General features: G+C 72.1%; 27 protein-coding genes and 1 riboswitch. Of the genes, 6 read left to right on the top strand and 21 right to left on the bottom strand.

Annotated features, from left to right (window positions below; translation table 11 throughout):
* Positions 1-8: 8 nt before the first annotated feature.
* From ACPZVR_RS17600 to ribD, 5 genes are read right to left on the bottom strand one after another with little or no spacing between them, the layout of a single operon-like run.
* The gene (locus ACPZVR_RS17600) at positions 9-272 is read right to left on the bottom strand and encodes a phosphoribosyl-ATP diphosphatase (protein ID WP_436700956.1); all 264 of its coding nucleotides are present in this window, start codon (positions 270-272) and stop codon (positions 9-11) included.
* Positions 273-317: 45 nt separating this feature from the next.
* The gene (gene ribH / locus ACPZVR_RS17595) at positions 318-806 is read right to left on the bottom strand and encodes a 6,7-dimethyl-8-ribityllumazine synthase (RefSeq protein WP_436700955.1); all 489 of its coding nucleotides are present in this window, start codon (positions 804-806) and stop codon (positions 318-320) included.
* 1 nt (position 807) lies between these two features.
* The gene (locus tag ACPZVR_RS17590; protein ID WP_436700954.1) at positions 808-2,082 is read right to left on the bottom strand and encodes a bifunctional 3,4-dihydroxy-2-butanone-4-phosphate synthase/GTP cyclohydrolase II; all 1,275 of its coding nucleotides are present in this window, start codon (positions 2,080-2,082) and stop codon (positions 808-810) included.
* Positions 2,079-2,702 (bottom strand): riboflavin synthase, encoded by a 624-nt coding sequence (locus tag ACPZVR_RS17585; RefSeq protein ID WP_436700953.1) that lies wholly within the window; start codon positions 2,700-2,702, stop codon positions 2,079-2,081. The genes ACPZVR_RS17590 and ACPZVR_RS17585 overlap by 4 nt, the downstream gene beginning before the upstream one ends.
* On the bottom strand, positions 2,702-3,772 hold the full coding sequence (gene ribD, locus ACPZVR_RS17580) for a bifunctional diaminohydroxyphosphoribosylaminopyrimidine deaminase/5-amino-6-(5-phosphoribosylamino)uracil reductase RibD (protein ID WP_436700952.1): 1,071 nt from the start codon (positions 3,770-3,772) through the stop codon (positions 2,702-2,704). The genes ACPZVR_RS17585 and ribD overlap by 1 nt, the downstream gene beginning before the upstream one ends.
* 89 nt (positions 3,773-3,861) lie before the next feature.
* Positions 3,862-3,991: riboswitch (FMN riboswitch) on the bottom strand.
* An 83-nt stretch (positions 3,992-4,074) separates the two neighbouring features.
* On the opposite strand from ribD, the gene ACPZVR_RS17575 reads away from it, so the two are divergent.
* Together ACPZVR_RS17575 and ACPZVR_RS17570 are read left to right on the top strand one after the other, a co-directional pair.
* On the top strand, positions 4,075-4,566 hold the full coding sequence (locus tag ACPZVR_RS17575; protein WP_436700951.1) for a cupin domain-containing protein: 492 nt from the start codon (positions 4,075-4,077) through the stop codon (positions 4,564-4,566).
* A gap of 379 nt (positions 4,567-4,945) precedes the next feature.
* On the top strand, positions 4,946-6,292 hold the full coding sequence (locus ACPZVR_RS17570; protein ID WP_436700950.1) for an HNH endonuclease signature motif containing protein: 1,347 nt from the start codon (positions 4,946-4,948) through the stop codon (positions 6,290-6,292).
* 59 nt (positions 6,293-6,351) lie between these two features.
* Here ACPZVR_RS17570 and ACPZVR_RS17565 read toward each other — a convergent pair whose 3' ends face one another.
* From ACPZVR_RS17565 to ACPZVR_RS17545, 5 genes are read right to left on the bottom strand one after another with little or no spacing between them, the layout of a single operon-like run.
* The gene (locus ACPZVR_RS17565) at positions 6,352-7,524 is read right to left on the bottom strand and encodes a lipid-transfer protein (protein ID WP_436700949.1); all 1,173 of its coding nucleotides are present in this window, start codon (positions 7,522-7,524) and stop codon (positions 6,352-6,354) included.
* Complete coding sequence (locus ACPZVR_RS17560) at positions 7,521-7,913, bottom strand: MaoC family dehydratase (RefSeq protein WP_436700948.1); 393 nt, start codon at positions 7,911-7,913, stop codon at positions 7,521-7,523. The genes ACPZVR_RS17565 and ACPZVR_RS17560 overlap by 4 nt, the downstream gene beginning before the upstream one ends.
* Positions 7,910-8,299 carry a Zn-ribbon domain-containing OB-fold protein gene (locus ACPZVR_RS17555; protein ID WP_436700947.1) on the bottom strand — a complete coding sequence of 130 codons (390 nt, stop codon included), beginning with the start codon at positions 8,297-8,299 and terminating at the stop codon, positions 7,910-7,912. Before ACPZVR_RS17555 ends, ACPZVR_RS17560 begins: the two co-directional genes overlap by 4 nt.
* A complete protein-coding gene (locus tag ACPZVR_RS17550; protein ID WP_436700946.1) occupies positions 8,296-8,820 on the bottom strand; it encodes an FAS1-like dehydratase domain-containing protein in 525 nt (174 codons plus the stop codon). Before ACPZVR_RS17550 ends, ACPZVR_RS17555 begins: the two co-directional genes overlap by 4 nt.
* Entirely contained in the window at positions 8,817-10,976 is a 2,160-nt protein-coding gene (locus ACPZVR_RS17545; RefSeq protein ID WP_436700945.1) for an acyl-CoA dehydrogenase family protein, read from the bottom strand. The genes ACPZVR_RS17550 and ACPZVR_RS17545 overlap by 4 nt, the downstream gene beginning before the upstream one ends.
* A 33-nt stretch (positions 10,977-11,009) precedes the next feature.
* Between ACPZVR_RS17545 and ACPZVR_RS17540 the strand changes: the two genes are divergently transcribed.
* Positions 11,010-11,933, top strand: a complete 924-nt coding sequence (locus tag ACPZVR_RS17540; RefSeq protein WP_436700944.1) for an alpha/beta fold hydrolase — start codon at positions 11,010-11,012, stop codon at positions 11,931-11,933.
* Here ACPZVR_RS17540 and ACPZVR_RS17535 read toward each other — a convergent pair.
* Positions 11,887-13,323, bottom strand: a complete 1,437-nt coding sequence (locus ACPZVR_RS17535; protein WP_436700943.1) for a WS/DGAT/MGAT family O-acyltransferase — start codon at positions 13,321-13,323, stop codon at positions 11,887-11,889. The two genes, ACPZVR_RS17540 and ACPZVR_RS17535, sit on opposite strands and share 47 nt — an antisense overlap.
* A 67-nt stretch (positions 13,324-13,390) precedes the next feature.
* On the opposite strand from ACPZVR_RS17535, the gene ACPZVR_RS17530 reads away from it, so the two are divergent.
* A complete protein-coding gene (locus tag ACPZVR_RS17530) occupies positions 13,391-14,644 on the top strand; it encodes an alpha/beta hydrolase fold domain-containing protein (RefSeq protein WP_436700942.1) in 1,254 nt (417 codons plus the stop codon).
* A gap of 12 nt (positions 14,645-14,656) precedes the next feature.
* On the opposite strand, the gene ACPZVR_RS17525 is transcribed toward ACPZVR_RS17530, so the two are convergent.
* Positions 14,657-16,687: an acyl-CoA dehydrogenase family protein gene (locus ACPZVR_RS17525; RefSeq protein ID WP_436700941.1), complete on the bottom strand. Its 2,031-nt coding sequence runs from the start codon at positions 16,685-16,687 to the stop codon at positions 14,657-14,659.
* Between the two features lie 91 nt (positions 16,688-16,778).
* Here ACPZVR_RS17525 and ACPZVR_RS17520 point away from each other — a divergent pair, with 91 nt between their 5' ends.
* On the top strand, positions 16,779-17,456 hold the full coding sequence (locus tag ACPZVR_RS17520) for a class I SAM-dependent methyltransferase (RefSeq protein ID WP_436700940.1): 678 nt from the start codon (positions 16,779-16,781) through the stop codon (positions 17,454-17,456).
* Here ACPZVR_RS17520 and ACPZVR_RS17515 read toward each other — a convergent pair.
* From ACPZVR_RS17515 to ACPZVR_RS17505, 3 genes are read right to left on the bottom strand one after another with little or no spacing between them, the layout of a single operon-like run.
* Entirely contained in the window at positions 17,427-18,581 is a 1,155-nt protein-coding gene (locus tag ACPZVR_RS17515) for a prenyltransferase (protein WP_436700939.1), read from the bottom strand. The genes ACPZVR_RS17520 and ACPZVR_RS17515 overlap by 30 nt on opposite strands.
* Positions 18,578-19,327, bottom strand: coding sequence for a class I SAM-dependent methyltransferase (locus tag ACPZVR_RS17510; protein ID WP_436700938.1), 750 nt, complete (start codon positions 19,325-19,327; stop codon positions 18,578-18,580). Before ACPZVR_RS17510 ends, ACPZVR_RS17515 begins: the two co-directional genes overlap by 4 nt.
* Position 19,328: 1 nt before the next feature.
* On the bottom strand, positions 19,329-20,624 hold the full coding sequence (locus ACPZVR_RS17505) for a glycosyltransferase family 4 protein (RefSeq protein WP_436700937.1): 1,296 nt from the start codon (positions 20,622-20,624) through the stop codon (positions 19,329-19,331).
* Positions 20,625-20,773: 149 nt separating this feature from the next.
* On the opposite strand from ACPZVR_RS17505, the gene ACPZVR_RS17500 reads away from it, so the two are divergent.
* Positions 20,774-21,385, top strand: a complete 612-nt coding sequence (locus ACPZVR_RS17500; RefSeq protein WP_436700936.1) for a TetR family transcriptional regulator — start codon at positions 20,774-20,776, stop codon at positions 21,383-21,385.
* 11 nt (positions 21,386-21,396) lie between these two features.
* On the opposite strand, the gene ACPZVR_RS17495 is transcribed toward ACPZVR_RS17500, so the two are convergent.
* The 6 genes from ACPZVR_RS17495 to ACPZVR_RS17470 form a co-directional block, all read right to left on the bottom strand.
* Positions 21,397-22,164, bottom strand: coding sequence for a glucose 1-dehydrogenase (locus ACPZVR_RS17495; protein ID WP_436700935.1), 768 nt, complete (start codon positions 22,162-22,164; stop codon positions 21,397-21,399).
* A gap of 2 nt (positions 22,165-22,166) precedes the next feature.
* On the bottom strand, positions 22,167-23,078 hold the full coding sequence (locus ACPZVR_RS17490) for a 3-oxoacyl-ACP reductase (RefSeq protein WP_436700934.1): 912 nt from the start codon (positions 23,076-23,078) through the stop codon (positions 22,167-22,169).
* Positions 23,075-23,275 carry a ferredoxin gene (locus ACPZVR_RS17485; RefSeq protein WP_436700933.1) on the bottom strand — a complete coding sequence of 67 codons (201 nt, stop codon included), beginning with the start codon at positions 23,273-23,275 and terminating at the stop codon, positions 23,075-23,077. The genes ACPZVR_RS17490 and ACPZVR_RS17485 overlap by 4 nt, the downstream gene beginning before the upstream one ends.
* 14 nt (positions 23,276-23,289) lie before the next feature.
* Positions 23,290-23,757 carry a pyridoxamine 5'-phosphate oxidase family protein gene (locus ACPZVR_RS17480; RefSeq protein ID WP_436700932.1) on the bottom strand — a complete coding sequence of 156 codons (468 nt, stop codon included), beginning with the start codon at positions 23,755-23,757 and terminating at the stop codon, positions 23,290-23,292.
* Between the two features lie 2 nt (positions 23,758-23,759).
* A complete protein-coding gene (locus ACPZVR_RS17475; RefSeq protein WP_436700982.1) occupies positions 23,760-24,716 on the bottom strand; it encodes an NAD(P)/FAD-dependent oxidoreductase in 957 nt (318 codons plus the stop codon).
* A gap of 228 nt (positions 24,717-24,944) precedes the next feature.
* A partial coding sequence (locus tag ACPZVR_RS17470) for a hypothetical protein (RefSeq protein ID WP_436700931.1) occupies positions 24,945-25,615 on the bottom strand: 671 nt, incomplete at its 5' end.

Here is a 25,615-nt window from a genome sequence, read left to right as displayed (position 1 = left end):
GAGTTTCCTCAGAGGTGTGCGTAGACGTCGTCGAGCGTGAGTCCGCTCGCGATCATGAGGACCTGGGCGTGGTAGAGCAGCTGGCTGATCTCCAGCGCGGTGGCGTCCTTGCCCTCGTGCTCGGCGGCCATCCAGGACTCGGCGGCCTCCTCGATCAGCTTCTTGCCGATCGCATGGACGCCCGCGTCGAGGGCCCGGACGGTGCCGGATCCCTCGGGTCGCGTGGCTGCCTTGTCGCTGAGCTCTGCGAACAGCTCGTCGAACGTCTTCACGGGAGGTCAGCCTACGGCGTCGCCGCGGACCGACCCGCGCCGGTCTCAGCCCGTGTAGCCGCGGCTGCGGATCCGCTTCAGCGTGGCCGCGGTCTGCAGGGCGGCCGAGGCGGCCTCGTAGCCCTTGTCCTCGTTCGAGCCCTCGAGGCCCGCGCGGTCCAGGGCCTGCTGCTCGGTGTCGCAGGTGAGCACGCCGAAGCCGATCGGGGTGTGGTGGTCGAGCGACACCCGGGTGAGACCGTCGGTCGCGGCGTTGCAGACGTACTCGAAGTGCGGCGTGCCGCCGCGGATGACCACGCCGAGCGCGACCACGGCGTCGTACGACGGCGCGAGGACGGCCGCCGTGACCGGCAGCTCGAAGGTGCCGGGCACGCGGACCACGACGGGCGCCTCGACCCGGTGGTCGGCGAACGCTCGCTGCGCGCCGGCGATCAGGCCGTCCATGACCTCGGTGTGCCAGCTCGCCGCCACGACCGCGACCCGCAGGTCGTGGCAGTCGACGGGAGCGATGTCGGGGGCGCCGTGTCCGGCCATGTCAGTTGACTCCTTCGAGGTCGGCGTCGGCGCCGACCCGCTGGTCGATGTCGAGGTCGGGAATGTCGTGGCCCATCCGGTCCCGCTTGGTCAGCAGGTAGGCGAGATTGTGGCCGTTGGGGTGGGGGGTGAGGGGCACCCGCTCCGCGACGCGGACGCCGTAGTCCTCGAGGGAGCTGACCTTGTCGGGGTTGTTGGTCAGCAGCCGGACCTCGGCGACACCGAGATCCCTGAGGATCTGGGTCGCCGCTCCGTAGTGGCGGGCGTCGGCGGGCAGGCCGAGGTCGAGGTTGGCGTCCACGGTGTCGCGGCCGCCGTCCTGGAGCTGGTAGGCCTGCAGCTTCGCGACCAGGCCGATCCCCCGGCCCTCGTGGCCGCGCAGGTAGACGACGACGCCGCGTCCCTCCTCGACGATGCGGTCCATCGCCTCGTTGAGCTGCGGGCCGCAGTCGCAGCGACTGGAGCCGAAGACGTCACCGGTCAGGCACTCGGAGTGGACCCGGGTCAGGACCGGGCCGTCGTCGCCGAGCGTGGCCGGGTCGCCGTAGACGAGCGCGACGTGCTCGCTGCCGTCGACGGTGATCGTGTAGCCGATCGCGGTGAAGTCGCCGTGACTGGTGGGGAGCCGGGTCTCCGCCTCGCGCACCACGTGGCGCTCGACCCGCCGGCGGTGGCGGACCAGGTCCTCGATCGAGATCATCGCCAGGCCGTGCTCGTCGGCGAAGGCCCGCAGCTCGGGTGCGCGCTTCATGGTGCCGTCGTCGTTGACGACCTCCACCAGCACGCCGGCCGGTGTCAGTCCGGCCAGGCGGCACAGGTCGACCGCCGCCTCCGTGTGCCCGCGGCGCACCAGCACGCCGCCCTCGCGGTAGCGCAGGGGGAACACGTGGCCCGGCCGGGTCAGCTCCCACGGCTCGGTGGCCGAGTCGGCCAGGACCCGGACGGTGTGGGCGCGGTCCGCGGCGGAGATGCCCGTGCTCACGCCGTCACGCGCGTCGACCGAGATCGTGTACGCCGTGCGGTAGGCGTCCTTGTTGTGGGGCGTCATCAGCGGGATCTCCAGGCGGTCGAGCATCGCGCCGGGCATCGGCGCGCAGATGACGCCGCTGGAGTAGCGGATCGTGAAGGCCATCAGCTCCGGGGTGGCCTTGCTGGCGGCGAAGATGATGTCGCCCTCGTTCTCGCGGTCCTCGTCGTCGACGACGACGACGGCCCTGCCCGCCGCGATGTCGGCGATCGCCCGTTCGACGGGGTCCAGCCGGACCTTCTCGCTCATGCCGTCTTCTCCTGGGTGTAGGCGCCGAGGAGCTTCTCGACGTGCTTGGCGATGACGTCGACCTCGAGGTTCACCCGGTCGCCGGCGGCCCGGAAGCCGAGCGTCGTACGGGCGAGGGTCTCGGGGATCAGACTGATGGTGAAGCTGGTGGGGCCGGCCTCGACGACCGTGAGCGAGATGCCGTCGACGGTGATCGAGCCCTTGTCGACGAGGTAGCGGCCGAGCTCGGGGGGCATCGCGATCTCGACGACCTCCCAGTGCTTGTCGGGTCCGGGCTCGCTCGGGGTGCGCGAGACGATCTCGCCGACCGCGTCGACGTGGCCCTGCACGATGTGGCCGCCCAGTCGCTTCTCGGCGGTGACCGCGCGCTCCAGGTTGACCCGGTCGCCGACGGCGAGGCCGCCGATGCTGGTCTTGGCGAGCGTCTCGGCCATCACGTCGGCCGTCCAGGTGGTGTCGCTGCGCTCCGCGACGGTCAGGCAGCAGCCGTTGACGGCGATCGAGTCTCCGAGGCCGGCGTCGGACAGCGTCACGTCGGAGGCGATGGTGAGCCGGATGGCGTCCCCCTGGTCCTCGACGGCCGTGACGGTGCCGAGCTCCTCGACGATGCCGGTGAACATCAGGCCGTTCCTCCCATGGTGCTTCCTTCCCTGGTGGGTCTCATGATCATGCGGACGTTCGCCTCGGGGCCCACGCCGACGACGGTGCTGTCGACGAGCTCGAGGTGCAACGCGTCCGCGATGGTGCGGATTCCGAGCTTCCCGACGGCCGAGCGGCCGGCGCCGAGGAGCATCGGGGCGACGTAGGTGACGACCTCGTCGACCACGCCTGCCCGCAGGAAGGCCGCGGCGACGGTCGGCCCGCCCTCCAGGAAGACGTGGTGGCGGCCGTGGTCGGCGTACAGGGCGCGGAGGGCGGCCGCCGGGTCGTGCGTGCGCAGGTGCACGGTCGGAGCGGCGTCGTCGAAGACCCGGCGATCCGTCGGCAGGTCCCGCTCCCCCAGCACCACGCGCAGCGGCTGGGCCGCCCGGGGCAGGGCTCGGTCGTCGGCGTCGCGGACCGTGAGCTGCGGGTCGTCGACCGCGACGGTGTTGGTGCCGACGAGCATCGTGTCGCACAGCGCGCGCAGCACGTGGGTGTCGCGCCGGGCGGCCGGGGACGAGACCCAGCGCGAGGTGCCGTCGCTGGCGGCGCTGCGCCCGTCGAGCGTGGCGGCGAACTTCCAGGTGACGAACGGACGCCCGGCGCCGTGGGCGAAGGTCCAGGCCCGGTTCACCTCGGCGGCCTCGTCGGCGAGCAGTCCGGCGTCCACCTCGACGCCCGCCTCCCGCAACGTCTCCATGCCGCCCGCCGCCTGCGGGTTGGGGTCGCGCTGGGCGATCACGACCCGGGCGACGCCCGCCGCGATCAGCGCCTGAGCGCACGGCCCGGTCCGCCCGGTGTGGTTGCACGGCTCCAGCGTCACCACCGCCGTCGCCCCCCGGGCCCGGTCGCCGGCCATCTGCAACGCCTCGACCTCGGCGTGCGGCGTGCCCGCGCCGTGGTGGTAGCCCTCGCCGACGACCGATCCGTCGGGCGCGAGCAGCACGCAGCCGACCCGCGGGTTCGGGTGGAGCGGCACCCCCGGAGTCGCCGCCAGCGCGAGCGCGCGACGCATCGCGTCGTACTCGCGGGTGAAGGTCTCCGCCATCGGCCACCGCCTCTCGTCGTCCTCGACGCGGACTCCGGGGCTTGCCTGGCGTGCGACGGCGGCCTGCGGCGGCCGTCCGTCGAACACTCGTGCGTGCACTTCCCATCCGGACTTTGACCGTCGGTCCAGGAGTTCCACCTGGTCAACCGATCACTGGCTGCGATCGGGTCGCGGACTGTCACCGCCGGTTCGGAGTTTCACCGACCCCAGAGCACGCGAGCTCTTGGCGCCCATGGTGGCACATCGCGACACGCCGCGCGCTGTGGGTCCGGTCACTGGGATGTGCTGAGTAGCGTCGCCGCATGTCGTATCCCCCTCCCCTGTACGACGGCGCCGGCGAGGTCTCGGCCTGGGTCCGGCCCGACGGCGACGGCCCCGACCTCGTCTACCCCAACGGCAACCGGGTCCACTACCTCGCCCGGGGCGAGGCGACCGGCGGGCTGTTCGGGCTCTACCGCTGGGAGTTCTCCGAGGCGGTCAGCGGCCCGAGCCCGCACTTCCACCGCAGCATCGCGGAGTCCTTCTACATCCTCGAGGGCGAGGTCCGGATCCACACCGGCACCGACTGGACCACCGCGCGTCCGGGCGACTTCCTGCACGTCCCGCCCGGCGGCATCCACGGGTTCCGCAACGAGTCGGGCGCCCCGGCCTCGATGCTGCTGCACTTCGCTCCCGGCGCCCCGCGCGAGCCCTACTTCGAGGGACTCGACCGGCTCGCCCGCGGCGAGCAGTGGACGCCCGAGGAGTACGACGCGTTCATGCGCGAGCACGACAACATCTGGGTCGAGGAGTAGGCGCCCGCTCGGCTCGTCCGGCGCCCGCTCGTCCGGTGGACGGGTCGGCCTGGTGTCGTTCCTTGTTCCTGGTCGTGCTGTGGGGGCTGCTCGTGGGCTGCGGTCGGGTGGGTGGTTTCGTTCCGAAAGGCAGCGACGACGAGGGTCGGGAGGGGGCTGGGTTCGGTGGTCGGCTGTCGTTGGCGACGGTCGGGGGCATGGCGTACGCCGGTGACACGTACGGCAGGTCGGCGTGGGTCGCTGACCTGCCGTAGGTGTCACGGGCTCATCTGGCTGGTCGAGACCTCCCTTTCGGCGCCTCGGTTGAGGGGGTTTTCCTTGTGCACAGGCGGGTTTGCGACGCTCGGGTTGTGTCGTAGCCCGGTGGGAGGATCCGGTCATGGATCTCGGAACCCGCGCCCCGTCGACAGCAGTCCTGCTGTCGCGGCTGAGCGCGGGGATCGAGGCCCGCAATCAGCTCCTCGTCGAGGAGTGGGCCGGGATCGTGGAGTGGGCGAGCGACCACGTCATCGCTGGTCCCGAGGGGGTCGCGACCCTCACCGAGGGCTACCTCGACACGGGTGTCCCGATCGCCGGTGCGGGTGCACCCCTGGTGTCGGAGTTCGCGTTGATGGAGCTCATCGCGGTCCTCGGCCGCACCCCGGATGGTGGGCGGGCGTATGTCGGGCGGGTCATCGAGTGCGCCTGGCGGCTACCCCACGTCTACGACGCCGTCGTGGCGGGGCGGTTGGCGCCGTGGCGGGCCGAGCGGATCGCCGACCTCACCCGACCCCTCTCCGCCGAGGCGGCGGCGTTCGTGGACCGGCAGCTGTGGGATGCCTCCGGGGTGGGGTGGGCCCAGCTCGAGAGGTTGGTCACCGAGGCGGTGCTGCGGTTCGACCCCGAACACGCGGAGGCCGAACGACGCGAGGCTGCCGACCACCGGCACTTCGACATTGGTGAGGTCGACGACCACGGCCTGGTCCACCTCGACGGCGTGCTGGATGCTGCGGATGGGCACGACCTGAACCAAGCGGTCGCCCGCCGTGCCGAGACCCTCGCCCGCCTCGGGGACGACTCGTCGTTGGATGTGCGGCGGTCCAAGGCTGCTGCCGAGCTCGCCCGCCACGACCTCGCCCTCGACCTGCTCATCCCCGACCACGACACCGGCGAAGTCGTCGACACGGTCCCAGGACGCAAGGTCGTGCTCAACGTCCACGTCACCGACACCACCCTGACCGACACCACCCTGGCCGGCGACAGCCCGGCCGACGACCTGGCGGGCTGGAACCCGTTCGCGAACCCGGTGGGTCGGTGGGAGGAAGGCCGCTGCCCGATCACCTCGGCCCAGATCCGCGAATGGCTCCGCGCCCGGCACACCACCATCATCGTCCGCCCGGTCATCGACCTCGGCGACCATGTCCCGGTCGGCTCGTATGAGATCCCCGACCGCCACCGCACCCGCGTGATCCTGCGCGACCACACCTGCCGGTTCCCCCACTGCACCCGCCCCGCCCGAGCCTGCGACCTCGACCACGCCCGACCCCACGCCGACGGCGGAGCCACCTGCCCGTGCAACCTCGTGCCGCTGTGCCGCCGCCACCATCGCGCGAAAACGCACTCCGCCTGGCACTACGACACCCTCATGCCGGGCACCTACCTGTGGACCAGTCCGCACGGCCACCGGTTCCGCGTCGACCACCGCGGCACCCACCCCCTCCGCGCCACCCCGCCACCGGACGAGTAGCCACCCCGCCCCACACCCGCCTCCCGGCGGGGATCGTGGCGTGCTCGCGGTCGGGCGGGTCAGGCCGAGAGGATCAGCCCGCTCGTCGGGACGCCGGTGCCGGCGGTCACCAGCACGTGGTGGGCGTCGGCGACCGGGTTGACCGAGGTGCCTCGGATCTGGCGCACGCCCTCGGCGATGCCGTTCATCCCGTGGATGTAGGCCTCGCCGAGCTGGCCGCCGTGGGTGTTGATCGGGAGCCGGCCACCGACCTCGATGGCGCCGTCCTTGACGAAGTCCTTGGCCTCGCCGCGACCACAGAACCCCAGCTCCTCCAGCTGCATCAGGACGTACGGCGTGAAGTGGTCGTAGAGGACCGCCATGGGCATGTCCGCGGGCGTCAGCCCGGACTGCTTCCACAGCTCACGCCCGACGACGCCGATCTCGGGGATGCCGATGTCGTCGCGGTAGTAGGACGTCATCACGAACTGGTCGCGGCCCGAGCCCTGGGCGGCCGCGGCGAGGTACGCCGGCGGCTGGGCGAGGTCGCGCGCCCGCTCTGCCGACACGATGACGAGCGCGACGGCGCCGTCGGACTCCTGGCAGCAGTCGAGCAGGTGCAGCGGATCCGCGATCATCCGGGAGGCCTGGTGGTCCTCGAGGGTGATCGGCTTGCCGTAGAAGAAGGCGGCCGGGTTGGTCGCGGCGTGGCGGCGGTCGGCGACGGCGACGGCGCCGAAGTCCGCGGACGTCGCGCCGTACTCGTGCATATAGCGCCGCGCCTGCATCGCGACCGTCGCCGCCGGGGTGGACAGGCCGAGCGGATAGGTCCAGGCGTTGTCGAGGCCGTTGGTGTTGACCTGCGCGGCGGCCCAGTTGGACACCTGGCCGAAGCGGTCGCCCGACCGCTCGTTGAAGCCGCGGTAGGCGACCACGACGTCCGCGACGCCCGTGGCGACGGCCATGGCCGCCTGCTGGACCGTGGCACAGGCCGCGCCGCCGCCGTAGTTGATCCGGCTGAAGAAGCGCAGCTCGGGGATGCCGAGCTCGCGGGCCACGGCGATCTCGGACGAGGTGTCCATGGTGAAGGTGACCAGGCCGTCGACGTCGGCGGGCGTGAGCCCACAGTCGGCGAGGGCGTGGCGGACCGCCTCGACGGAGAGCTGGAGCTCGGAGCGGCCGGACTCCTTGGAGAACTCTGTCGCGCCGATGCCGGCGATGGCGGCCTTGCCGGACAGGGAGCGCTCGCTCATGCGGCGGCCACCTTCACGGTCCCGATCACGTGGTCGCCGAGCGACACCGCGCCGACCACCTTGATCGTCGCGACGCCGTCCTCGACCTCGGTCACCTCGCCGGTGAACGTGAATGTGTCGTAGGGGTACGCCGGCGCGCCGAGCCGGATCGCGATGCCCCGGATCTGCACGTCCGGCCCCGCCCAGTCGGTGACGTAGCGCTCGCACAGCGCCGTCGAGGTGAGGATGTTGACGAAGATGTCCTTCGAACCGGCCGCCTGGGCGATGTCGCGGTCGTGGTGGACGTCTTGGAAGTCGCGGGTCGCGATCGCCGTCGACACCACGAGGGTCGGCGTGATCGGGAGGGTCCACTCGGGCAGCTTGTCCCCCACGTTCAGTACGGCGCTCATCGGTCCACCTTCGTCCAGATCGGGAGGGTCAGATCGTCGTCGACCACGTTCCAGCCGACGGTCGCGCGGTCGCCGATCTCGACGGGTCCGGTCATCTCGGCCACCATCCGCACGCCCTCGTCGAGGTCGAGCAGCGCGATCACCAGCGGCAACTCCTTGCCCGGGACCTGCGGGGCGTGGTGGACGACATAGGAGAAGACGGTGCCGGTGCCGGCGGCCACGACGTAGCCGCGGTCGAAGGCACCGCACTCCGGGCAGGCCGGGCCGGGCGGGTGGCGCAGCACGCCGCACCGGTTGCACTTCTGGATCCGCAGCTCGCGCTTCGCCGTACCCTCGAAGAAGTAGGCGTTGTCCCGGTTGACGACCGGGCGCACCGGGCCGCTCACGACGCGCCCTTCGGGATGAACTTGAGCACCCGGAACAGCATGGTGGCGACCTTCTCGCTCGTGCCGTCCTCGTGCTCGACGTACCAGGTGTTGCGCGAGGTCACGAAGTAGCCGACCCCCATGCCGGTCGCCTTCGGGCCGACCACCGAGTCGAGCGCGGTGGTGACGCGCAGCCGCTCCCCCACCCGCAGGTAACGGTCGTAGGACTGCTCGCAGTTGGTGCCGAGAACGGCCGTGAAGCCGGCGTCGGTGAGCACCCGCATCATGGAGTGCAACGGGTCGTCCTCCGACGGCTTCCCGCCGAGCCCGTACATGGTCCAGACCTGCGCCATCGACGGCGGCGCCTCGCCGGCCCGGAAGCGCGGGTTGTCGAGACCCATCGCCTCGAGCCAGTTGTTGATCGTGGGCTGGTTCACCTCGTCCCGGGCGACGCGCTCGGCGGCCTCGCCCCAGCCCTTGATCCGCTCGGCCTCGGCCATCACCTTCTCGTGGACGGCGGGGTCCACCAGCTGGGTGCTCATCGCGGCACCCGCGGCAGGCCGAGGCCGAACATCGCGATCAGCTCGCGCTGGACCTCCTGGACCCCGCCACCGAAGGTGAGCACGAGGTTCCGCTTGGCCTGCGCGTCGAGGTAGTCGAGCAAGGTCTTCGTCTCCTGTTCCCCGGCGTCCCCGTGGCGGTGCACGAGCGAGATGAGATCGGCGAGCAGGTGCTGCACCTGGTCGGAGGCGAACACCTTCGACGACGACGCGTCGGCCACCTTGATCTCGCCGGCCGCCGCGGCACGCGCCACCTCCCAGTTGAGCAGCTCGTTGATGCGGAACACGGCCGTCGTGCGTCCCAGCACGTCGCGCACGTCGGGACGGTCCAAAACGCCCGCCGCGTCGGCCCAGCGCACCACCCGGTCGCGCAGGCCCTCGATCCGGCCGGCGGGACCGAGCATGACCCGCTCGTGGTTGAGCTGGGTGGTGATCAGCTTCCAGCCCTGGTTCTCCTCGCCCACCAGCATGTCGACGGGGACCCGGACCTCGTTGAAGTACGTGGCGTTGACGTGGTGGGAGCCGTCGGCGGTGATGATCGGCGTCCAGCTGTAGCCGGGGTCCTTGGTGTCCACGATGAGGATCGAGATGCCCTTGTGCTTGGGGGCGTCCGGATCGGTGCGGACCGCGAGCCACAGGTAGTCGGCCTGGTGGCCGCCGGTGGTCCACATCTTCTGGCCGTTGACGACGTAGTGGTCGCCGTCCCGCCTGGCCGTCGTGCGCAGCGAGGCGAGGTCGGTGCCGGCGTCGGGCTCGCTGTAGCCGATCGCGAAGTGCACGTCACCCTTGAGGATGCGCTCGAGGAAGAGGTCCTTCTGCTTCTGGGTGCCGTACCTGATCAGCGTCGGCCCGACGGTCTGCAGCGTGACCGACGGCAGGTGCACGTCGGCGTACTGCGCCTCGTTGGCGAAGATCGTCTGCTCGACCTCACCGAGCCCGTGACCGCCGTACTCCTTCGGCCAGCCGACGCCCATCCAGCCGTCGTCGCCGAGGCGGCGGATCATCCGCTCGTACGTCGGCCCGTGTCGGTTCCACGCCCCCTCGACCGGATCCGGGTCGTGGATGCCGTCGAACTCGGCCGCGACCCCGCCGAAGTAGGCGCGCAGCCGCTCCTTGAGAGCCCGCTGGTCGTCGGTGAGCTCCAGGTTCTTGGCGCCGGCACTCTCGACCGGGACCTGCGCCGCCGTGGTGTCGAGGGCGTGAGCGAGGTCGGTGCCCCAGGTGGTCAGCGCGACGAGCGGGTAGGTGATGTCGACGCCCATGCCGCCGTGGAGGTGGTGGCAGGTGCGGAAGGCGTACGGCGCCACCTGGCTCGCCCAGTAGCCGGCGACCGCGAGGTCGTCGGCGGCCGGCAGGCCCTCGGCGACGCGCCACACCGCGTTGTCGGCAGCGAGGTCGAGGGTGCGCGAGGTGACGTAGACGTCGGCCATCTGCAGCGAGACGGCCTGGAACTCGGCCAGCGCGCGGCCGAACTGCCGGCGTCCCTTGACGTAGTCGGCGGTCAGGTCACGGGCACCGGCGAGGACTCCGGCGGCGGTGACCGCGAGACCGGCACGAGCCAGCTCGCGCAGGCGGCCCGCCGCGCCGTCGGCGAGCGGCTCGGCCGGCGCGCCGTCGAGGACGACGGTGTGCTGCGGCACCGCGCCGGACGTGCTCGCCGGCGCCAGGGTGACTCCGGGACCGGCGGGGTCGACGAGGACGACGACCTCGCGGTCGCCGTCCCGCGCGACCACGAGGAGGCGCTCGGCGCGCTCGGCGAAGGTCACCGCGAGCTTGCGCCCGCTGACCGCGCCGTCGGCGTACGTCGCCTCGCCGCGCAGGGCGGGCGTGACGAGCAGCTCGCCCGCGGCGATGGCCGGCAGCAGCTCCTTGCGCTGGGCATCGGTGCCGTGGCCGGCCAGGGTGAGCGCGCCGCAGCACAGCGTCTCCCAGACCGGGACCCGCACGGCCCGCCGGCCGGCCTCGCGCAGCAGCACCGCCACCGCGTCGAGCCCCAGCCCCTCGCCGCCCTGCTCCTCCGGCACGGGGAGGGAGGTCAGCCCGGCGGCGGCCCAGGCGGACCACTCGCGGGCGTCGGACTCGCGCTCCAGGACCTCGCCGACGACGGCGCGGACTGCGTTGATCGCCTCTGCATCCACAGCGAAACTGTAACGTGTTCTAGTGTTGCCCGCATGGGGGCCGTCTCACTGCTCGACGTGGCGCGCCACCGCGTCCGGCTGCCGTCCACCCCGATCCCTGCGGGACGGATGGTGGAGCTGCCGGGGCGGGGCGGCGCCACCTACATCACCGACACGGCGGGACCGCACCCCGAGGCGCCCACGATCGTGCTGCTCCATGCGCTCGGCACCACCGGCCTGCTGACCTGGTTCCCCGCGATCGGACCGCTCTCGGAGCGGTTCCGCGTGGTCACGCTCGACCAGCGCTGGCACGGCCGGGGCATCCAGAGCGAGGCCTTCCGTCTCGCCGACTGCGCCGACGACGTGGCGGCGCTGATCGACCTCCTGCGCCTGCCGGACGTGATCGTCGGCGGCTACTCGATGGGGTCGATCGTCGCCCAGCGGGTCTGGCGCCAGCATCCCGAGCGGGTCCAGGGCCTGGTGCTCGCCGCCACGACCGACCGCTTCCAGCTCACCCCCGCCGAACGCGGGTTCTTCCTCGGGATGGGCAGCACGATGCTCGCCCTGCGTGGCGTGTCGCGGTCCCGGACCGCGTTGCGGGCCGCCCGGGCGGCCGCCCGCGGTGTCGACCTCGAGCCGTCGGACCTGCACGCGTGGGCACTGCGGGAGTTCCGCTCGACCAGTCCCTGGGCGGTCGGGCAGGCGCTGGCCGCGCTGGGACAGCATCACTCGCGCCCCTGGCTCGGGCGCATCGACGTGCCGACCGCGGTCGTCGCGATGATGCGCGACCGGGTGATCCCGACGGCCCGTCAGCTCGCGCTCGCCCGGGCGATCCCCGGAGCGACCGTGCACGAGGTCGACGACGGACACGCCGGATGCGTGCTCGGCGCCGAGAGGTTCGTGCCGCGCTTCGTGGAGGCGGCCGCGACCGTCAACGCGCGGCGGCGGGACTTCCCGAGGCGTCCACCGCCGCGGTGAGCCGCGCCAGCTCGGCCGGGAAGTGGCGCACCAGCGCGTCGGTGTCGGGCATCGACTCGCGGCAGGCGATCGCGCCGACGTGCATCTGGCCGGCGTTCGACATCACCGTGACGTTGAGCCCGGCACCGTGGAAGACCGGGCCGAGGGGGCACAGCGCGTCGATCCGCGCCCCCATGAAGTAGAGCGGGATCGGCGGTCCGGGCACGTTGGAGATCACCAGGTTGTGCACGACCGGATGCCGCTCGGCCAGGCGCAGGTTGGCGTACGTGCGCACGGCGAGGCCGAAGGTCCGGGGCGCGGCGAACTCCGCCCAGTCCTGGAGCGCGTCGGCGCTGATCGCGTTGTGGTGCTCCTTGGCATGCCGGTTGCGCTCGGCGAGCATGCGCAGGCGCTCCAGCGGGTCCTCGAGGTCGGTGCCGAGCTTGGTGAACAGCGCGGAGACCTTGTTGGCGCCGGTCGCGCGCCGCGAGGTGTCGCGGACGCTGACGGGGACCGTGGCCAGCAACGAGGAGTCGGGCAGCTCGTCGCGCTCGTGGAGGTAGGCCCGCAGCGCCCCACCGCAGATCGCGAGGACGACATCGTTGACCGTGGTCGCGGTGACCTTCTTGATCCGCCGGATCTCGTCGAGGTCGAGATCCGTCACCGCGATCGACCGGTGGGAGGTGATGGTGCCGTTGAAGGACGTCCGCGGAGCGGAGAACGGTGCCGCCATCGCCGTGCCCCTCCGGGCTCGACCGATGCTCCTGGTCACCAGCTGCGCGGACGGCTTGAGCACCTTGACCAGCGTCACGGGCCGGGTGGCGGTGCCGATCACGGCCCGGCCCAGCAGCTCACCGCGCCCCGGGTCGCGGGGGTGCGGCGCGTTCTCGGGCACCAGGGGCGGCGCGTCGGGCTCGAGCGAGCACAGGTGGGAGATCAGGTTGGAGCCGGACACGCCGTCGACCGTCGCGTGGTGCATCTTCGCGAACACGACGACCTTCTCGCCCCCACCGCCCTCCGCGCCGTCGGGTCGGTAGCCCTCGATCACCCACATCTCCCACAGCGGACGGGAGCGGTCCAGCGGCAGGGAGGCCAGGTGGGCGCACAGGTCCATGAGCTCGGCGTACCCACCCGGCGTCGGCAGCGCCAACCGGTGCACGTGCCGCTCGATGTCGAAGTCCCGGTCGCGCACCCACACCGGGTGGTCCAGCCCGAGGGGCACGCCACGGACCTTCCGCGTGAACCCGGGCACGTCGCGCACCCGGATCTCGATCTCGCGCTGCATCGCGGCGAAGGAGTACGCCGTGGTCATGGTGGCCGGATCGAGCACCATCACCGCGCACACGTGCATCAGCTGGGCGGGCGTCTCCAGGTAGAGGAAGCTCGCATCCAGTCCCGACAGCCGATCCATCCGCCTACCCCCATGAAAAACTAGAACGAGTACCAGTTTCTCACAACGAGGCGGATACGCTCCGGTCATGGGATTCGTGGGCCGCCAGCTCGTCGCCGCGGCGCTGACCGCCAACGCCATCCGCCCGCTGCCCGGCTTCCGCGCCGGCATCCCGGCCTTCTTCGCCGGCTGGCTCACCGGCGAGCTCGCGCCCCACCTCCTCGGCCTCACCGCCGCCGACGCCGCGGCCCACGCGACCCGGTCGCGGCGCGACTGGCGGGGCCTCGCGCTCGCCGGCATGACCGGAGCCGGGCTCATCCACCTCATCCGGCAGAGCCGTCAGGCCGTCACCGACGCCGAGGAGGCGCTGGTCGCCGGCCTGGGCGTCGACTACGTCGAGCAGCTCGACGCGAAGCCCACGCCGGCCGAGCTGGCCACCCCCTGGCGGCGGCTCGCGAACCCCTTCGCCTTCCGGGCCGCGGCGCGCAGGGCGGGCGTCGAGGTGCACCGCGACATCCCCTTCGCACCGTACGGACGCCGCGGGCTGCTGGACGTCTACACCTCCGAGGTCACGCCGGCCTCCGGTGCGCCCGTGCTGCTCCAGGTGCACGGCGGCGGCTGGACGATCGGCAACAAGGACCAGCAGGGCCTGCCCCTGATGCAGCACCTGGCGGCGAAGGGCTGGGTGTGCGTCGCGATCAACTACCGGCTCGCACCGCGCGACCCGTGGCCGGCCCAGATCGTCGACGTGAAGGCCGCCATCGCCTGGATCAAGGAGCACATCGCGGAGTACGGCGGCGACCCCGGCTACATCGCGATCACCGGCGGCTCCGCGGGCGGCCACCTGACCGCGCTCGCCGCCGTCACGCCGAACGCGCCGGAGTTCCAGCCCGGCTTCGAGTCGGCGGACACCAGCGTCCAGGCCGCCGTCCCCTACTACGGCGTCTACGACCTCGCCGGCGCGAGCGGGCTGCGCACCGCCGAGCTGATGCGGGACAGGTTCCTCGCCCCGATCGTCTTCAAGCGCTCACCCCGCTCGGAGCGGGCCGTCTTCGAGCAGGCGAGCCCCCTGCTGCGCGTCACTCCCGAGGCGCCCGACTTCTTCGTCGTGCACGGCTCCCGGGACACGCTCGTCGACCCCGGGCAGGCGCGGGCCTTCGTTGCGGCGCTGCGGGCGACGTCGCGGCGCACGGTGACCTACGCCGAGCTGCCGGGGGCGCAGCACGCCTTCGACATCTTCCCGTCGATCCGTTCCCAGCATCTCGTCCGGGCGACCGACCGGTTCCTGCACTGGCACTGGAACGGGTGGCGGCGCGAGCGCGAGCCCGCCGCCGCGACCTGAGGCCGGCGACGGCTAGCGCGGCAGGCCGAGGATCCGCTCGCCGGCGACGTTGCGCAGGATCTGCGTGGTGCCGCCGGCGATGGACAGGCAGCGGGTGTTGAGCTGCTCCCAGACGTCGGCGGCCAGCGGGTCGCCGGCCTCCTTGCCGAGGCCGCCGAGCAGGGCGAGGTCGTCGCCCTGGAGCCGGACCACGAGCTCGGAGGAGTCCTGGCGGCTGCGGACGCCCAGCAGCTTGGCGACGCTCGACTCGGCGCCCGGCCCGTGGCCGCCGAGGGCGCGCAGGGTGGTGCGGATGCCGAGCAGCGCGCAGACCGTGGCGAGGGCGACCTGCTGGCCGACGGCCACCCGGTCGACCGGCCCGAGGTCGCGGGTGCCGGCGAGCTCGACAGCGCGCTCGACGCTCTTGGTCAGCCGAGCACTCGCCATCGCGACGCGCTCGTTGGCGAGCGTCGTGCGCGCCAGCCGCCAGCCGTCGCCGGGCTCCGCGACCACGCACTCGTCCGGCACGAAGACGTCGTCGAGGAACACCTCGTTGAACAGTGCCTCGCCGGTGATCTCGCGCAGCGGCCGCACCTCGATGCCGGCCGAGCGCATGTCGACGAGGAAGTAGGTGATCCCCTTGTGCTGGGGGACGTCCGCGTCTGTGCGGGCCAGACAGATGCCCCAGTCGGCACGCTCGGCCACGGAGGTCCACACCTTCTGGCCGGTCAGCGACCAGCCGCCCTCGACCCGGACCGCGCGGGTGCGCAGGGAGGCGAGGTCGGAGCCGGAGCCGGGCTCGGAGAACAGCTGGCACCAGGTGAGCTCGCCGAGGAGGGACGGCCGGACGTAGCGCTCGCGCTGGGCGTCGGTCCCGTGGGCGAGGATCGTCGGGACCGCCCAGCCCGCGATCACCAGGTCCGGGCGTGCGACACCGGCGCGGGCCAGCTCCTGGTCGATCACGATCTGCAGCGCCGGGTCCGCACCCCGGCCGTAGGGCGCCGGCCAGTGCGGCGACAGGTAGCCGGCGTCGACCAGGGCCGCCCGCCGCTCCTCCTCCGGCAGCGCCCCGATCCGCTCGGCGACGGCGCGGACCTCCGGGCGGATCGCCGCGTCCCGGCCACCGAGGTCGACGTCGACGCGACGGCGCACGCCGGCCACCGCGGCGGCGGTCACCCGCTCGGCCGCGTCGTCGGCCGATCCCGCGAGGGCACGCAGGGTGAGGGCACGGCGCAGGTAGAGGTGCGCGTCGTGCTCGAAGGTGAACCCGATGCCGCCGAGGACCTGGATGCAGGCCTTGGCGACCTCGACGGCGCCGTCGAAGCAGGTGACGTGGGCGACGTCGACGGCGAAGGACCACTGCACCTCGTCACCCGCGTCCGCGGCGGCGGCCGCGTCCCAGGCGGCGGCGGTGACCGCCTCGGCCGTCTCGAGCATCTGGGCGCACAGGTGCTTGACGGCCTGGAAGGCGCCGATCCGCTGACCGAACTGCTCGCGGACCTTGGCATAGTCGACGGCCGTCTCCAGACACCAGCGGGCCACGCCGGCCGCCTCGGCGGCGGCCAGCGTGACGGCGAGCAGCCGGCGACGGACGTCCGCCTCGGCTTCCGCCGGACCGTCCACGACCCGGCCGTGCCGAGCGCTCAGGTCGATGCCCGGCTCGGGGGTGACGGCTCCCCCGCCGGCACCGAGCAGCAGCTGCTCGTCGGCGGCACCGCCGTCCCAGACGACGCCGTCGGGGTGCACCTGGACGCCGAACCGGCCCGGGCGGGCCGTCAGCAGGGCGCCGATCGCGGCGCCGAGGAGTCCGCCGGGGACCAGCTCGTGGGCGCACGCCTCCAGCGCGACCGCCTGGTCGAGCACCGTGCCGCCGCCACCGCCGGCGGTCTCCGCGACGGCGATGGCCGCGACGCCCATCTCCTCGGCCGCCGACCAGATCGCCGCGAAGTCGGCGCGCGCGTCGGCCTCCGCCGCCCGCACCGCCGCCACCGGAGACAGGCTCGCAGCCCACTTGCGCAGGCTGTCGGCGAGCTCGACCTGCTCGTCGGTGATGCCGATCGACATGGATGCCCCCTGGTCTCGAAACGCTGACTCGTCCCGCGGCAGCGCCTCGACCACCAACTAGAACGTGTTCTAACTCTACTAGAGTGTCCGGATGCCCGACACCATGCCGTCCGACCTGCTGGACCACGCCCGGCGCGCCAAGGGCTTCATGCCCGAGGACGAGGGCGCCCTGCTCCACCGGATCGCGCTGGAGCGGCTCCCGCACGGCCCCGCACTGGAGGTCGGCACCTACTGCGGCAAGTCCGGGATCTACCTCGGCGCCGCCGCGCGGCAGGTCACCCGCGCGTCGGGCACCGCGGCGGTCGTCTTCACCGTCGACCACCATCGCGGCTCCGAGGAGAACCAGGCCGGCTGGGAGCACCACGACGCCAGCGTCGTCGACCCCGAGTTCGGGCTGATGGACACCTTGGGCCAGTTCCGCAAGAACATCGCCCGGGCCGGCCTCGAGGACCACGTCGTCGCGATCGTCGGCCGGTCCACCACCGTGGCCGCCCACTGGCGCACGCCGTTGTCACTGCTCTTCATCGACGGCGGGCACGGCGAGGAGCCGGCTCGCGACGACTTCCGGGGGTGGGCGCACTGGGTGCAGGCCGATGGCCTTCTCGCCATCCACGACGTCTTCCCCGACCCCGCGGACGGCGGACGACCGCCGTACGAGCAGATCTACCTGCCGGCCCTGGCCAGCGGCGCCTTCGCCGAGGTCGACGTCGTCGGATCGCTGCGGGTCCTCCAGCGGGTCTCAGGCGCGGCCGGAGACCCGCTCGGCTGACGGGCACGCGCACTCGAGCGCGATCTCGTCGAAGTGCGGGGCGAGGGACGTGCCGCGCATGATCCCGGAGCCCGGCGTGGCGTGCCCGTAGGTCTCCCCCAGGGCGTCGACGGCGAGGATGACGGCGGCGGCGGTGTAGGTGGTGTGCTCGTGCGGCCAGTAGACGTCGCGCGGCTCGCCCTCCGGCGCGGGCCGGTCGGCATCGGCGTAGACCCAGCCGGTCCAGTAGCGCCCGTCGGACTCGCGCAGGTGCTGCATGTCAGCGACGAGTTCCAGCGCCCGGCGGCTCGACTCCGGGTCACCGAGGGCGTCGAGGGCCATCGCCAGCTCGCAGGTCTCGGCTCCCGTCACCCAGGGGTTGGTGTCGACGCAGTGGATGCCGAGGCCGGGAACGACGAACTCGTCCCACCGGCGCGCGAGCAGCTCGCGCGCGGCGTCGCCGCGCACCGGGCCGCCGAGGACCGGGTAGTACCAGTCCATCGAGTAGGTGGACTTGTCCGCGAACCGGTCCGGATGGGTACGCACGGCGTGGCCCAGCCGGCCGCCGGCGAGCTCCCACTCGGGCTGCGGATCGTCCATCAGGTCGGCGAGCGCGACACCGGCGCGCAGCGAGTGGTAGATGCTCGAGTTGCCCGTCAGCAGGCAGAAGTCGTCGACCGGGGTCCAGCGGATGCCGCCGAACGGCTCCTGCAGCGAGACGACGAAGTCGAGGCCGGCCCGCACGGACGGCCAGTAGCGCTCGACGAACCGGATGTCGCGGCGCACCAGCCAGTGGTGCCAGAGTCCCACGGCGAAGTACGCCGACATGTTGACCTCGCCGCGCTCGTCCTCCGCGGCGCCGCCGACGATCTTCATCGGCCACGACCCGTCGGCGCGCTGCATCGTCGGGATCCAGGCGTAGGCGCGCTCGGCGGCCTCGACCTGCCCGCCGACCAGCATGGCCATGGCCGCCTCGACGTGGTTCCAGATGTCCACGTGCTCGCCGGTCGTCCACGGCACGGCGCCCCACGGCTCCTGCATGGCCGCGATCGCCGCCGCCGTGTCGGCCACCTGCTGGGCCGACAGCACCCCGTCGACGTACGGCAGGCGGCTCAGCGCCACCTCGGGCGTCGTGCCCCGGCTCATGCCACCTCCGGCTTGCGGAAGTAGAGGACCATGCTCTTGCCGATCATCGGGTCGAGCACCCGGCCGGCCCAGCGCAGGGCCGTGGGCTGCTTCATGATCTCCCAGACCAGCAGCTTGTGGTAGGCCTTCGCGAGCGGGTGGTCGTCGTTCTCGACGCCGACCGCGCACTTGATCCACCAGTACGGCGTGTGCAGGCCGTGGGTGTGGGTCTTGCCCTCGAACAGCATCGCGTCGCCGGGAGTGCCGTCGTTGAACCGACCGCCCTTGGTGACCTTGTCGATCAGCTCGTGGTCGGTGTAGATGCGGATGTGACCGCCCTCGGCGTTGTGGTAGTCGGCCGACAGCCGCCAGTTGATCACCTCGGGCAGCCAGCGCGGCACCGTCACGGCGAGCGCGCCGCCCGGTCGCAGCACCCGGATCAGCTCGCGGATCGCCGCCACGTCGTCATGGATGTGCTCGAGCACCTCCGAGCACACGATGCGGTCGAACTCGCCGTCGGCGAACGGCAGCGCGAGCGCGTCGCCCTGCTTGACGTCGGCCTCCGCGCCCGCGGGGACCTCGCCGGCCTCCTTCATCGCGACGAACAGGTCGCGCACACCCTCCAGCTCCTCGGCGTCGAGGTCGAAGGCGACCACGTCGGCGCCGCGGCGGTACATCTCGAAGCTGTGCCGCCCGGCACCCGCGCCCATGTCGAGGACGCGGTCGCCGGGCTGCAGGCCCAGCCGGTCGAAGTCAACAGTCAGCATCTCAGTTCTCCTCGGCCTTGCTCTCCGCGTGGTACTCGGCGATCACGTCTTCCAGCACGGCCGCGGTGCTCACCGCGACGGCGCTCCAGCTGAACAGCTCCTTGACCCGGCGCCGCCCGGCGGCCCCCATCTCGGCGCGTCGCTCGGGGTCGTCGAGCAGGCCGGCCAGGGCGGTGGTCAGCGCTCCCACGTCGCCGGGCTCGACGACGTCCGCGCACAGCCCGTCCGGGCCGACGACCTCGGGGATCGCGCCGGCGCGGGACACGACGAGCGGGGTCTCGCAGGCCATCAGCTCGGCGGTCGGCAGCGAGAAGCCCTCGTAGAGCGAGGGGACGCAGGCCAGCTCGGCCGAGCCCATCAGGGCGACGAGCTCGTCGTCGGTGAGGCCGTTGGCGAAGGCGACCCGCTCGGCGATGCCCAGCTTGTCGATGAGCTTCTCCGTCACCCCGCCCTCCTTGGGCTTGGTGACGAGCACCAGCTCCAGGTCGCGCTCGACGACGAGCTTGGCGAAGGCCTCCAGCAGCACCGAGATCCCCTTGAGCGGGGCGTCGGCGCTGGCCATGGCCAGGATGCGACCGGGCACCCGCGGGCGGCTCGGCGGGACGAAGCGGTCGTCGACGCCGAGCAGGATCGTCTCGATCCGCGCCGGGTCGACGCCGAACTCGCGCACGACGTCGCGCTGGGAGGACTCCGAGGGCACGATCACCCGGCGCAGCCGCGGCGCGGTGCGCTTCTGCTGGTCGAGGAAGGAGTACCAGCGCCACACGCCGACCTTCGGGAACTCGAAGCGCACCCGCGAACGCGGCTTGCGCCTGGCCCACGGCGCGGCCGCAAGCTCGATGCGGCGGTCCATCGTGATCGGGTGGTGGATGGTGGCCGCGAGCGGCAGCCCGACCCCCGCGCGGTCCTCCACACCCAGCAGCGGGGTCGCCAGCGTCTGGTTGTCGAAGACGATGTCGAAGTCGTCGCGGCGCTCCTCGAGGAGCTTCACGACGCGCTTGCTGAAGGTGAGCGGCTCGGGGAAGGCGCCGCTGCGCATCCGCAGCCACTCCTCGACGTCGACCAGGTCGCGGAACTCGCGCGGGCGCGGGTTGCGGAACTCGTCGCCCGGCCGGTAGAGGTCCAGGCTCGGCACCTTGGTGAGGGTGACGCCCTCGTCGAGCTCGGGGTAGGGCTGGCCCGAGAAGACCTCGACCGTGTGACCCAGCGCCGCGAGCTCGCGGGTCAGTCGCCGGATATAGATCCCCTGCCCGCCGACGTGGGTCTTGCTGCGGTAGGACAGCATCGCGATCCGCACAGGTACCTCTCCCCAAGGCCTTGCTCCCGGGGAGCAGTCCGAAACGAAAACGTAGTGGAACGTGTTCCAAATTATGCGCTACTTGCCGGTAGCCTATCCACTGGGTCCATATCGACCCGACTCTTCACCGCACCGCAGGGGGACCTCTCGTGACCATCGCGAACCCGTCCACGTCCGACGATCTCGGATCGGCCGCACAGCGGGAGCGCCGCAAGCGAATCCTCGACGCGACCTACGACCTGGCCAAGTCCGGCGGCTTCGACGCCGTCCAGATGCGGGCGGTCGCCGAGCGGGCCGACGTCGCCCTCGGCACGCTCTACCGGTACTTCCCCTCGAAGATCCACCTGCTGGTCTCCGCCCTCGGCCGCCAGTTCGACGAGGCGTCGGCGCGTCTCGGCGAGCGTGACATCCCCGGCGACACGCAGGCCGAGCGGGTGCTCTACGTCCTCAAGCGGATGGCCCGCGGCATGCAGGGCGACCCCAAGCTCACCGAGGCGCTCACCCGGGCCTTCATGTTCGCCGACAGCAGTGTCACCAACGAGATCCACGTCGTCGGCATGGCGATGACCTCGATCGTCACCCACGCGATGCACGGCGGGGTCCCCGACGAGGGCGCGCTCACCGACGAGGACGTCGCCATCGCACGCGTCATCGGCGACGTGTGGCTCTCCGCGCTGGTGGCGTGGGTGACCGGCCGCTCGACGGCCGCGGAGACCGCGGCGCACATGGAGACGGCCGTTCACCTCATCCTCCGCGACTGATCCCGGGACCCTCAGGCCCCGAAGGCGTGGGTCGAGGTGACGCCGCCGTCGACCGCGATCTCGGCGCCGTTGAGGTACGACGACTCGTCGCTGGCGAGGAAGACGTAGACCGGCGCGATGTCCTCGGGGGTGCCGACCCGGCGCAGCGGCACCTTGCTGGCGCCGTACTCCATCGCGGCGTCGCCGCCGTGGACCCGGGTCATCGGGGTGTCGATCATCCCGGGGTGCACCGAGTTGACCCGGATCCCCTTGGGCCCGAGCTCCATCGCGGCGCACTTGGTCATGCCGCGGATCGCCCACTTGGTGGCGGCGTACGCGGTGCACGACGGCATGCCGGCCAGGCCCTCGACCGACGAGGCGTTGATGATCGAGCCGCCGCCTCCTCGGCGCATGGTCCGGGTGACCGCCTGCATGCCCAGGAAGCAGCCGAGCTGGTTGACCCGCCACAGCAGCTCGACCTCGTCGGCCGGCATCCGCTCGATGTCACCGAAGCGCAGGATCCCGGCGTTGTTGGCGAGCACGTCGACCGCGCCGAAGCGGGCGTTCGCGTCGTCCACGACGCTCGCCCAGGAGGCGGCGTCGCTGACGTCGTGGTGCGCGAAGTGGGCGGCGCCGCCCAACTCGTCGGCCAGCGCCTGGCCCTGCTCCTTGGCGACGTCGGCGATGACGACCCGGGCTCCCTCCGCGACGTAGGCCCGCGCGATCGCGGCGCCCTGACCCATCGCGCCACCGGTGACGATCGCGACTTTGCCGTCCAGCCGTCCGTTCGAGTCGGTCATGGCTACACCGTCAGCTTCATGATCGAGTCGGCCGCGAAGCCGACGTTCGGGTCCCGGTCGGCGAAGAAGCCGCCGAGCTGTTTGTCGAGGTCGTCGGCCGACCAGACGTCGCCAGCGGCGTCGAAGCGCTGCTCCACCACCGGGGCGGCGACGAGGGCGACCATCCCGCCGTACACGACGAGCACCTGGCCGGTGATCCGCTCGGCGGCCGGCGAGGCGAGGTAGGCGACCACGGGCGCGACGTGCTCGGGCGAGTACGGGTCGACGGCCTTGCCGGACTGGTCCTCGCCGAACACCTCGGCGGTCATCGCGGTGCGGGCGCGCGGGCAGATCGCGTTGGCGCGCACGCCGATCCGCGCCAGTCCGCGGGCGGTGGACAGGGTCAGCGCCGCGATGCCGGCCTTCGCGGCTGCGTAGTTGGCCTGACCGGGCGAGCCGCCGAGGAAGGCCTCGGAGGCGGTGTTGACGATGCTGCCGTAGACCGTGCCCGACGCGCTCTCCTTGGCCTTGCCCCGCCAGTAGGCGGCGGCATTGCGCGAGAGCAGGAAGTGGCCGCGCAGGTGGACGGCGATGACCGCGTCCCACTCGTCGTCACCGAGGTTGAACAGCATCCGGTCACGGGTCATGCCGGCGTTGTTGACCACGATGTCGAGACCGCCGAGGCGCTCGACCGCGGCGGCGAGCATGGCGTCGGCCGTGGCGCGCTCGCTGACGTCCCCGGGTACGACGACCGCCTCTCCCCCGAAGGAGCGGATCTCCTCGGCCGCCTCGTCCCCGGCGCCCGGCAGGTCGTTGACGACGACCCGGGCACCGGCGCGGGCCAGCGCGACGGCCTCGGCGCGACCGAGTCCGGCGCCGGCGCCGGTGACGACGGCGACCTTGCCGTCCAGGCTCGTGCTGCTGGTGCTGCTCACGCGTCGTCCTCCACGAGGGTGATGGCGGCGCGCGGGCAGGCCGCCACGGCACGCTTGACGTTGTCGATGTTCTCGTCGGTGGTGTGCTCGGTGTGCAGCTGGAGGAAGTCGTCGTCGTCCAGCTCGAACACCTCAGGCGCCATCGCCTCGCACAGGCCGTTGGACTCGCACAGGTCGAAGTCGACCTTGATCTTCATGGACACGTTGCCTTTCACGTCATCTTCCGGTGATCCCAGGACGCGACCCGCTCGGGGTGGATGATCACGCCCACCCGCTTGGTCGCCTGCTTCTCCACGGTCTGGGCCCCGATCTCGCCGAGGGCCTCGAACGAGTCGACGCCGAACATCCGCACGGACACGGCCTTGCCGATCTCGAGGATGCGGTCGTGGTCGCGCACGATCTCGGCACGGCCCTCGATGGAGACGCCGCGCAGCTCGAAGTAGTCGGTGCCGTCCTCGACCAGCGCGGTGACGCGTGGATCGCGGTCGAGATTGAGGATCTTCTGGCTGCGGCCGTAGGTCCAGAACGCGATCCTCCCGTCCTGCACGACGTAGAACAGGGTCGTGAGATGCGGGAAGCCGTCGCGGCCGTTGGCCGCCACCTGCACCTTGAGGTTCTCGCGGAGCAGGCCCTGCACCTCCTCCTCGGTCAGCTTGACCTGGTCGCGGCCGGCGCTCATGCTCAGCTCCCTTCCGAGGAGTGTCCGGGGAACACGTGGGCGGTCGGGTCGATGACCACCGCCGCGTTGTTGACGGCGGTGGCGGCCTCGCCGAAGCCGACGGCGATCAGCCGGACCTTGCCGGGGTACTCGGTGATGTCGCCCGCGGCGAACACCCGCGGGAGCGTGGTCCGCATCGACGGGTCGACGACGATGTGGCGGCGCTGCGTCTCCAAGCCCCACTGCTGCAGCGGCCCGAGATCGGCGATGAAGCCCAGCGCGGCGACGACGGCCTGGGCGGGCAGCCGGCGCGCCTCGCCGTCGACGGTCAGCTCGACCTCGGCGAGCGGACCCGTGGTCCCGCCGTCGGCATCGCGCAGCGCGGCGACCTCGGCCCTGGTGACGATGCCGACCGACGAGGCCCGGACCTGGTCGACGGTGCGCTGGTGGGCGCGGAAGGCGTCGCGCCGGTGCACGAGCGTCACCGAGCGCGCGATCGACTCGAGATGGACGGCCCAGTCGAAGGCGCTGTCGCCGCCACCGACGATGACCACGTCCTGGTCGCGGTAGGGCTCGAAGCTCGGGACGAAGAACTCGACGCCCCGGCCGACCCAGCCCTCGGCGGCCGGCAGCGGCCGGGGGCTGAACTTGCCGATCCCGGCGGTGATGACGAGGGCCTTGGCCCGGACCGCGGTGCCGTCGTCGAGACGCAGCGTCAGCCCGTCGTCGTCGAGCGTGAGGTCCGTGGCCGTGCAGCCGAGCAGCTGCTCCGGCTTCGCGCTGAGCGCCTGGGCGGCGAGCCCCTCGACCAGGTCCCTGCCCTTGACGCTCGGGAAGCCGGCGACGTCGAGGATCGCCTTCTCGGGGTACATGGCGGTGATCTGGCCGCCGAGCTCGGGCAGCGAGTCAATCAGTGCTACCCGCATCCCGCGGAATCCTGCATAGTAGGTGGCGAACAGACCCGTCGGGCCCGCGCCCACCACGGCTAGATCACACTCGACGATGCTCTCTCCTGAGGTGGCCACGACGGAACTGTAACGTGTTCTACCTAGTCGTGTCTCGCACGTCGCCGCCGTAGCGAGCGGCGTTTCCGGCCGATCTGGCAAGGCGGCGGAGCGACGGCATGCTGGATCGCACGTCGAGCGACGCCAACGCAGCCAGATCGAGTCGGAAACGTCGCGTAGCAGGCGGGGGCGTGGGAGACACGACTATTCGGTCTTGTCTTGCTCTGCCGGCACCGTGGCGTCGTCGGTGTCGAGTCGGTCGACGAGCCAGCCGTGGTCGGTGTTCACCATCGTGACCAGCACGCGGTACGGCGTCACGACGGTCTCCTTCTCCCCGTCGCGCTTGCGCTCCACGACCTGGTTGAGGAAGACCAGCGCCTCGAGCCGGGTCCGGTTCGCGCGGACGACACCCTGGGCGACGACGCTGGCCTGGACCTTGAGCTCCTGGGCGATGCCCTGCTCCTTCACGTCGCCGATCGTCTTGAGGTAGTCCTGCTCGTAGCGGTCGGTGGTCAGCTCGACCGCCCGGGCCACCTCCTCGTCGTACTTGCTGTAGTCGACCGACACCAGCTCCTGGGCGGCCTTCGCGGCCGCCTCGACGCCGTCGCGCCACTGCAGGGCGGGCACGACGACCGGGCGCCCGTCCGGGACGCTGAGGCCGGTGGTGTCGCTGACCCGCTCCGACGGCTCGTCGTCGTCGCCGAGCCGGTCGACGAGGAGCAGGGCGAACTCCGCGACCAGCGCGAGGGTGACCAGCGCCAGGACCGCGATCAGGACGCGGGTCGTGCGCGGGCGCGCCAGTAGGCCGGGCTCCCGGGCGGCGGGCGGGTCGGCGGGCGGGTCGGCGGACGGGTCGGACGCCGCGTCGATCTGCT

This window comes from Nocardioides segetis, from assembly GCF_051390595.1.
In the GTDB taxonomy this organism is placed as follows: Bacteria; Actinomycetota; Actinomycetes; order Propionibacteriales; family Nocardioidaceae; genus Nocardioides.
The sequence above is the reverse complement of the archived record's forward strand: the minus strand, read 5'-3'. Positions and strand labels throughout refer to the sequence as shown.

What these genes read in the sequence shown, in the direction of transcription:
- ribH (WP_436700955.1), bottom strand. Translation starts at nt 806, where the DNA reads ATGGCCGGACACGGCGCCCCCGACATCGCTCCCGTCGACTGCCACGAC.
- ACPZVR_RS17590 (WP_436700954.1), bottom strand. Translation starts at nt 2,082, where the DNA reads ATGAGCGAGAAGGTCCGGCTGGACCCCGTCGAACGGGCGATCGCCGAC.
- ACPZVR_RS17585 (WP_436700953.1), bottom strand. Translation starts at nt 2,702, where the DNA reads ATGTTCACCGGCATCGTCGAGGAGCTCGGCACCGTCACGGCCGTCGAG.
- ribD (WP_436700952.1), bottom strand. Translation starts at nt 3,772, where the DNA reads ATGGCGGAGACCTTCACCCGCGAGTACGACGCGATGCGTCGCGCGCTC.
- ACPZVR_RS17575 (WP_436700951.1), top strand. Translation starts at nt 4,075, where the DNA reads ATGTCGTATCCCCCTCCCCTGTACGACGGCGCCGGCGAGGTCTCGGCC.
- ACPZVR_RS17570 (WP_436700950.1), top strand. Translation starts at nt 4,946, where the DNA reads ATGGATCTCGGAACCCGCGCCCCGTCGACAGCAGTCCTGCTGTCGCGG.
- ACPZVR_RS17565 (WP_436700949.1), bottom strand. Translation starts at nt 7,524, where the DNA reads ATGAGCGAGCGCTCCCTGTCCGGCAAGGCCGCCATCGCCGGCATCGGC.
- ACPZVR_RS17560 (WP_436700948.1), bottom strand. Translation starts at nt 7,913, where the DNA reads ATGAGCGCCGTACTGAACGTGGGGGACAAGCTGCCCGAGTGGACCCTC.
- ACPZVR_RS17550 (WP_436700946.1), bottom strand. Translation starts at nt 8,820, where the DNA reads ATGAGCACCCAGCTGGTGGACCCCGCCGTCCACGAGAAGGTGATGGCC.
- ACPZVR_RS17540 (WP_436700944.1), top strand. Translation starts at nt 11,010, where the DNA reads ATGGGGGCCGTCTCACTGCTCGACGTGGCGCGCCACCGCGTCCGGCTG.
- ACPZVR_RS17535 (WP_436700943.1), bottom strand. Translation starts at nt 13,323, where the DNA reads ATGGATCGGCTGTCGGGACTGGATGCGAGCTTCCTCTACCTGGAGACG.
- ACPZVR_RS17530 (WP_436700942.1), top strand. Translation starts at nt 13,391, where the DNA reads ATGGGATTCGTGGGCCGCCAGCTCGTCGCCGCGGCGCTGACCGCCAAC.
- ACPZVR_RS17525 (WP_436700941.1), bottom strand. Translation starts at nt 16,687, where the DNA reads ATGTCGATCGGCATCACCGACGAGCAGGTCGAGCTCGCCGACAGCCTG.
- ACPZVR_RS17520 (WP_436700940.1), top strand. Translation starts at nt 16,779, where the DNA reads ATGCCCGACACCATGCCGTCCGACCTGCTGGACCACGCCCGGCGCGCC.
- ACPZVR_RS17515 (WP_436700939.1), bottom strand. Translation starts at nt 18,581, where the DNA reads ATGAGCCGGGGCACGACGCCCGAGGTGGCGCTGAGCCGCCTGCCGTAC.
- ACPZVR_RS17510 (WP_436700938.1), bottom strand. Translation starts at nt 19,327, where the DNA reads ATGCTGACTGTTGACTTCGACCGGCTGGGCCTGCAGCCCGGCGACCGC.
- ACPZVR_RS17495 (WP_436700935.1), bottom strand. Translation starts at nt 22,164, where the DNA reads ATGACCGACTCGAACGGACGGCTGGACGGCAAAGTCGCGATCGTCACC.
- ACPZVR_RS17485 (WP_436700933.1), bottom strand. Translation starts at nt 23,275, where the DNA reads ATGAAGATCAAGGTCGACTTCGACCTGTGCGAGTCCAACGGCCTGTGC.
- ACPZVR_RS17480 (WP_436700932.1), bottom strand. Translation starts at nt 23,757, where the DNA reads ATGAGCGCCGGCCGCGACCAGGTCAAGCTGACCGAGGAGGAGGTGCAG.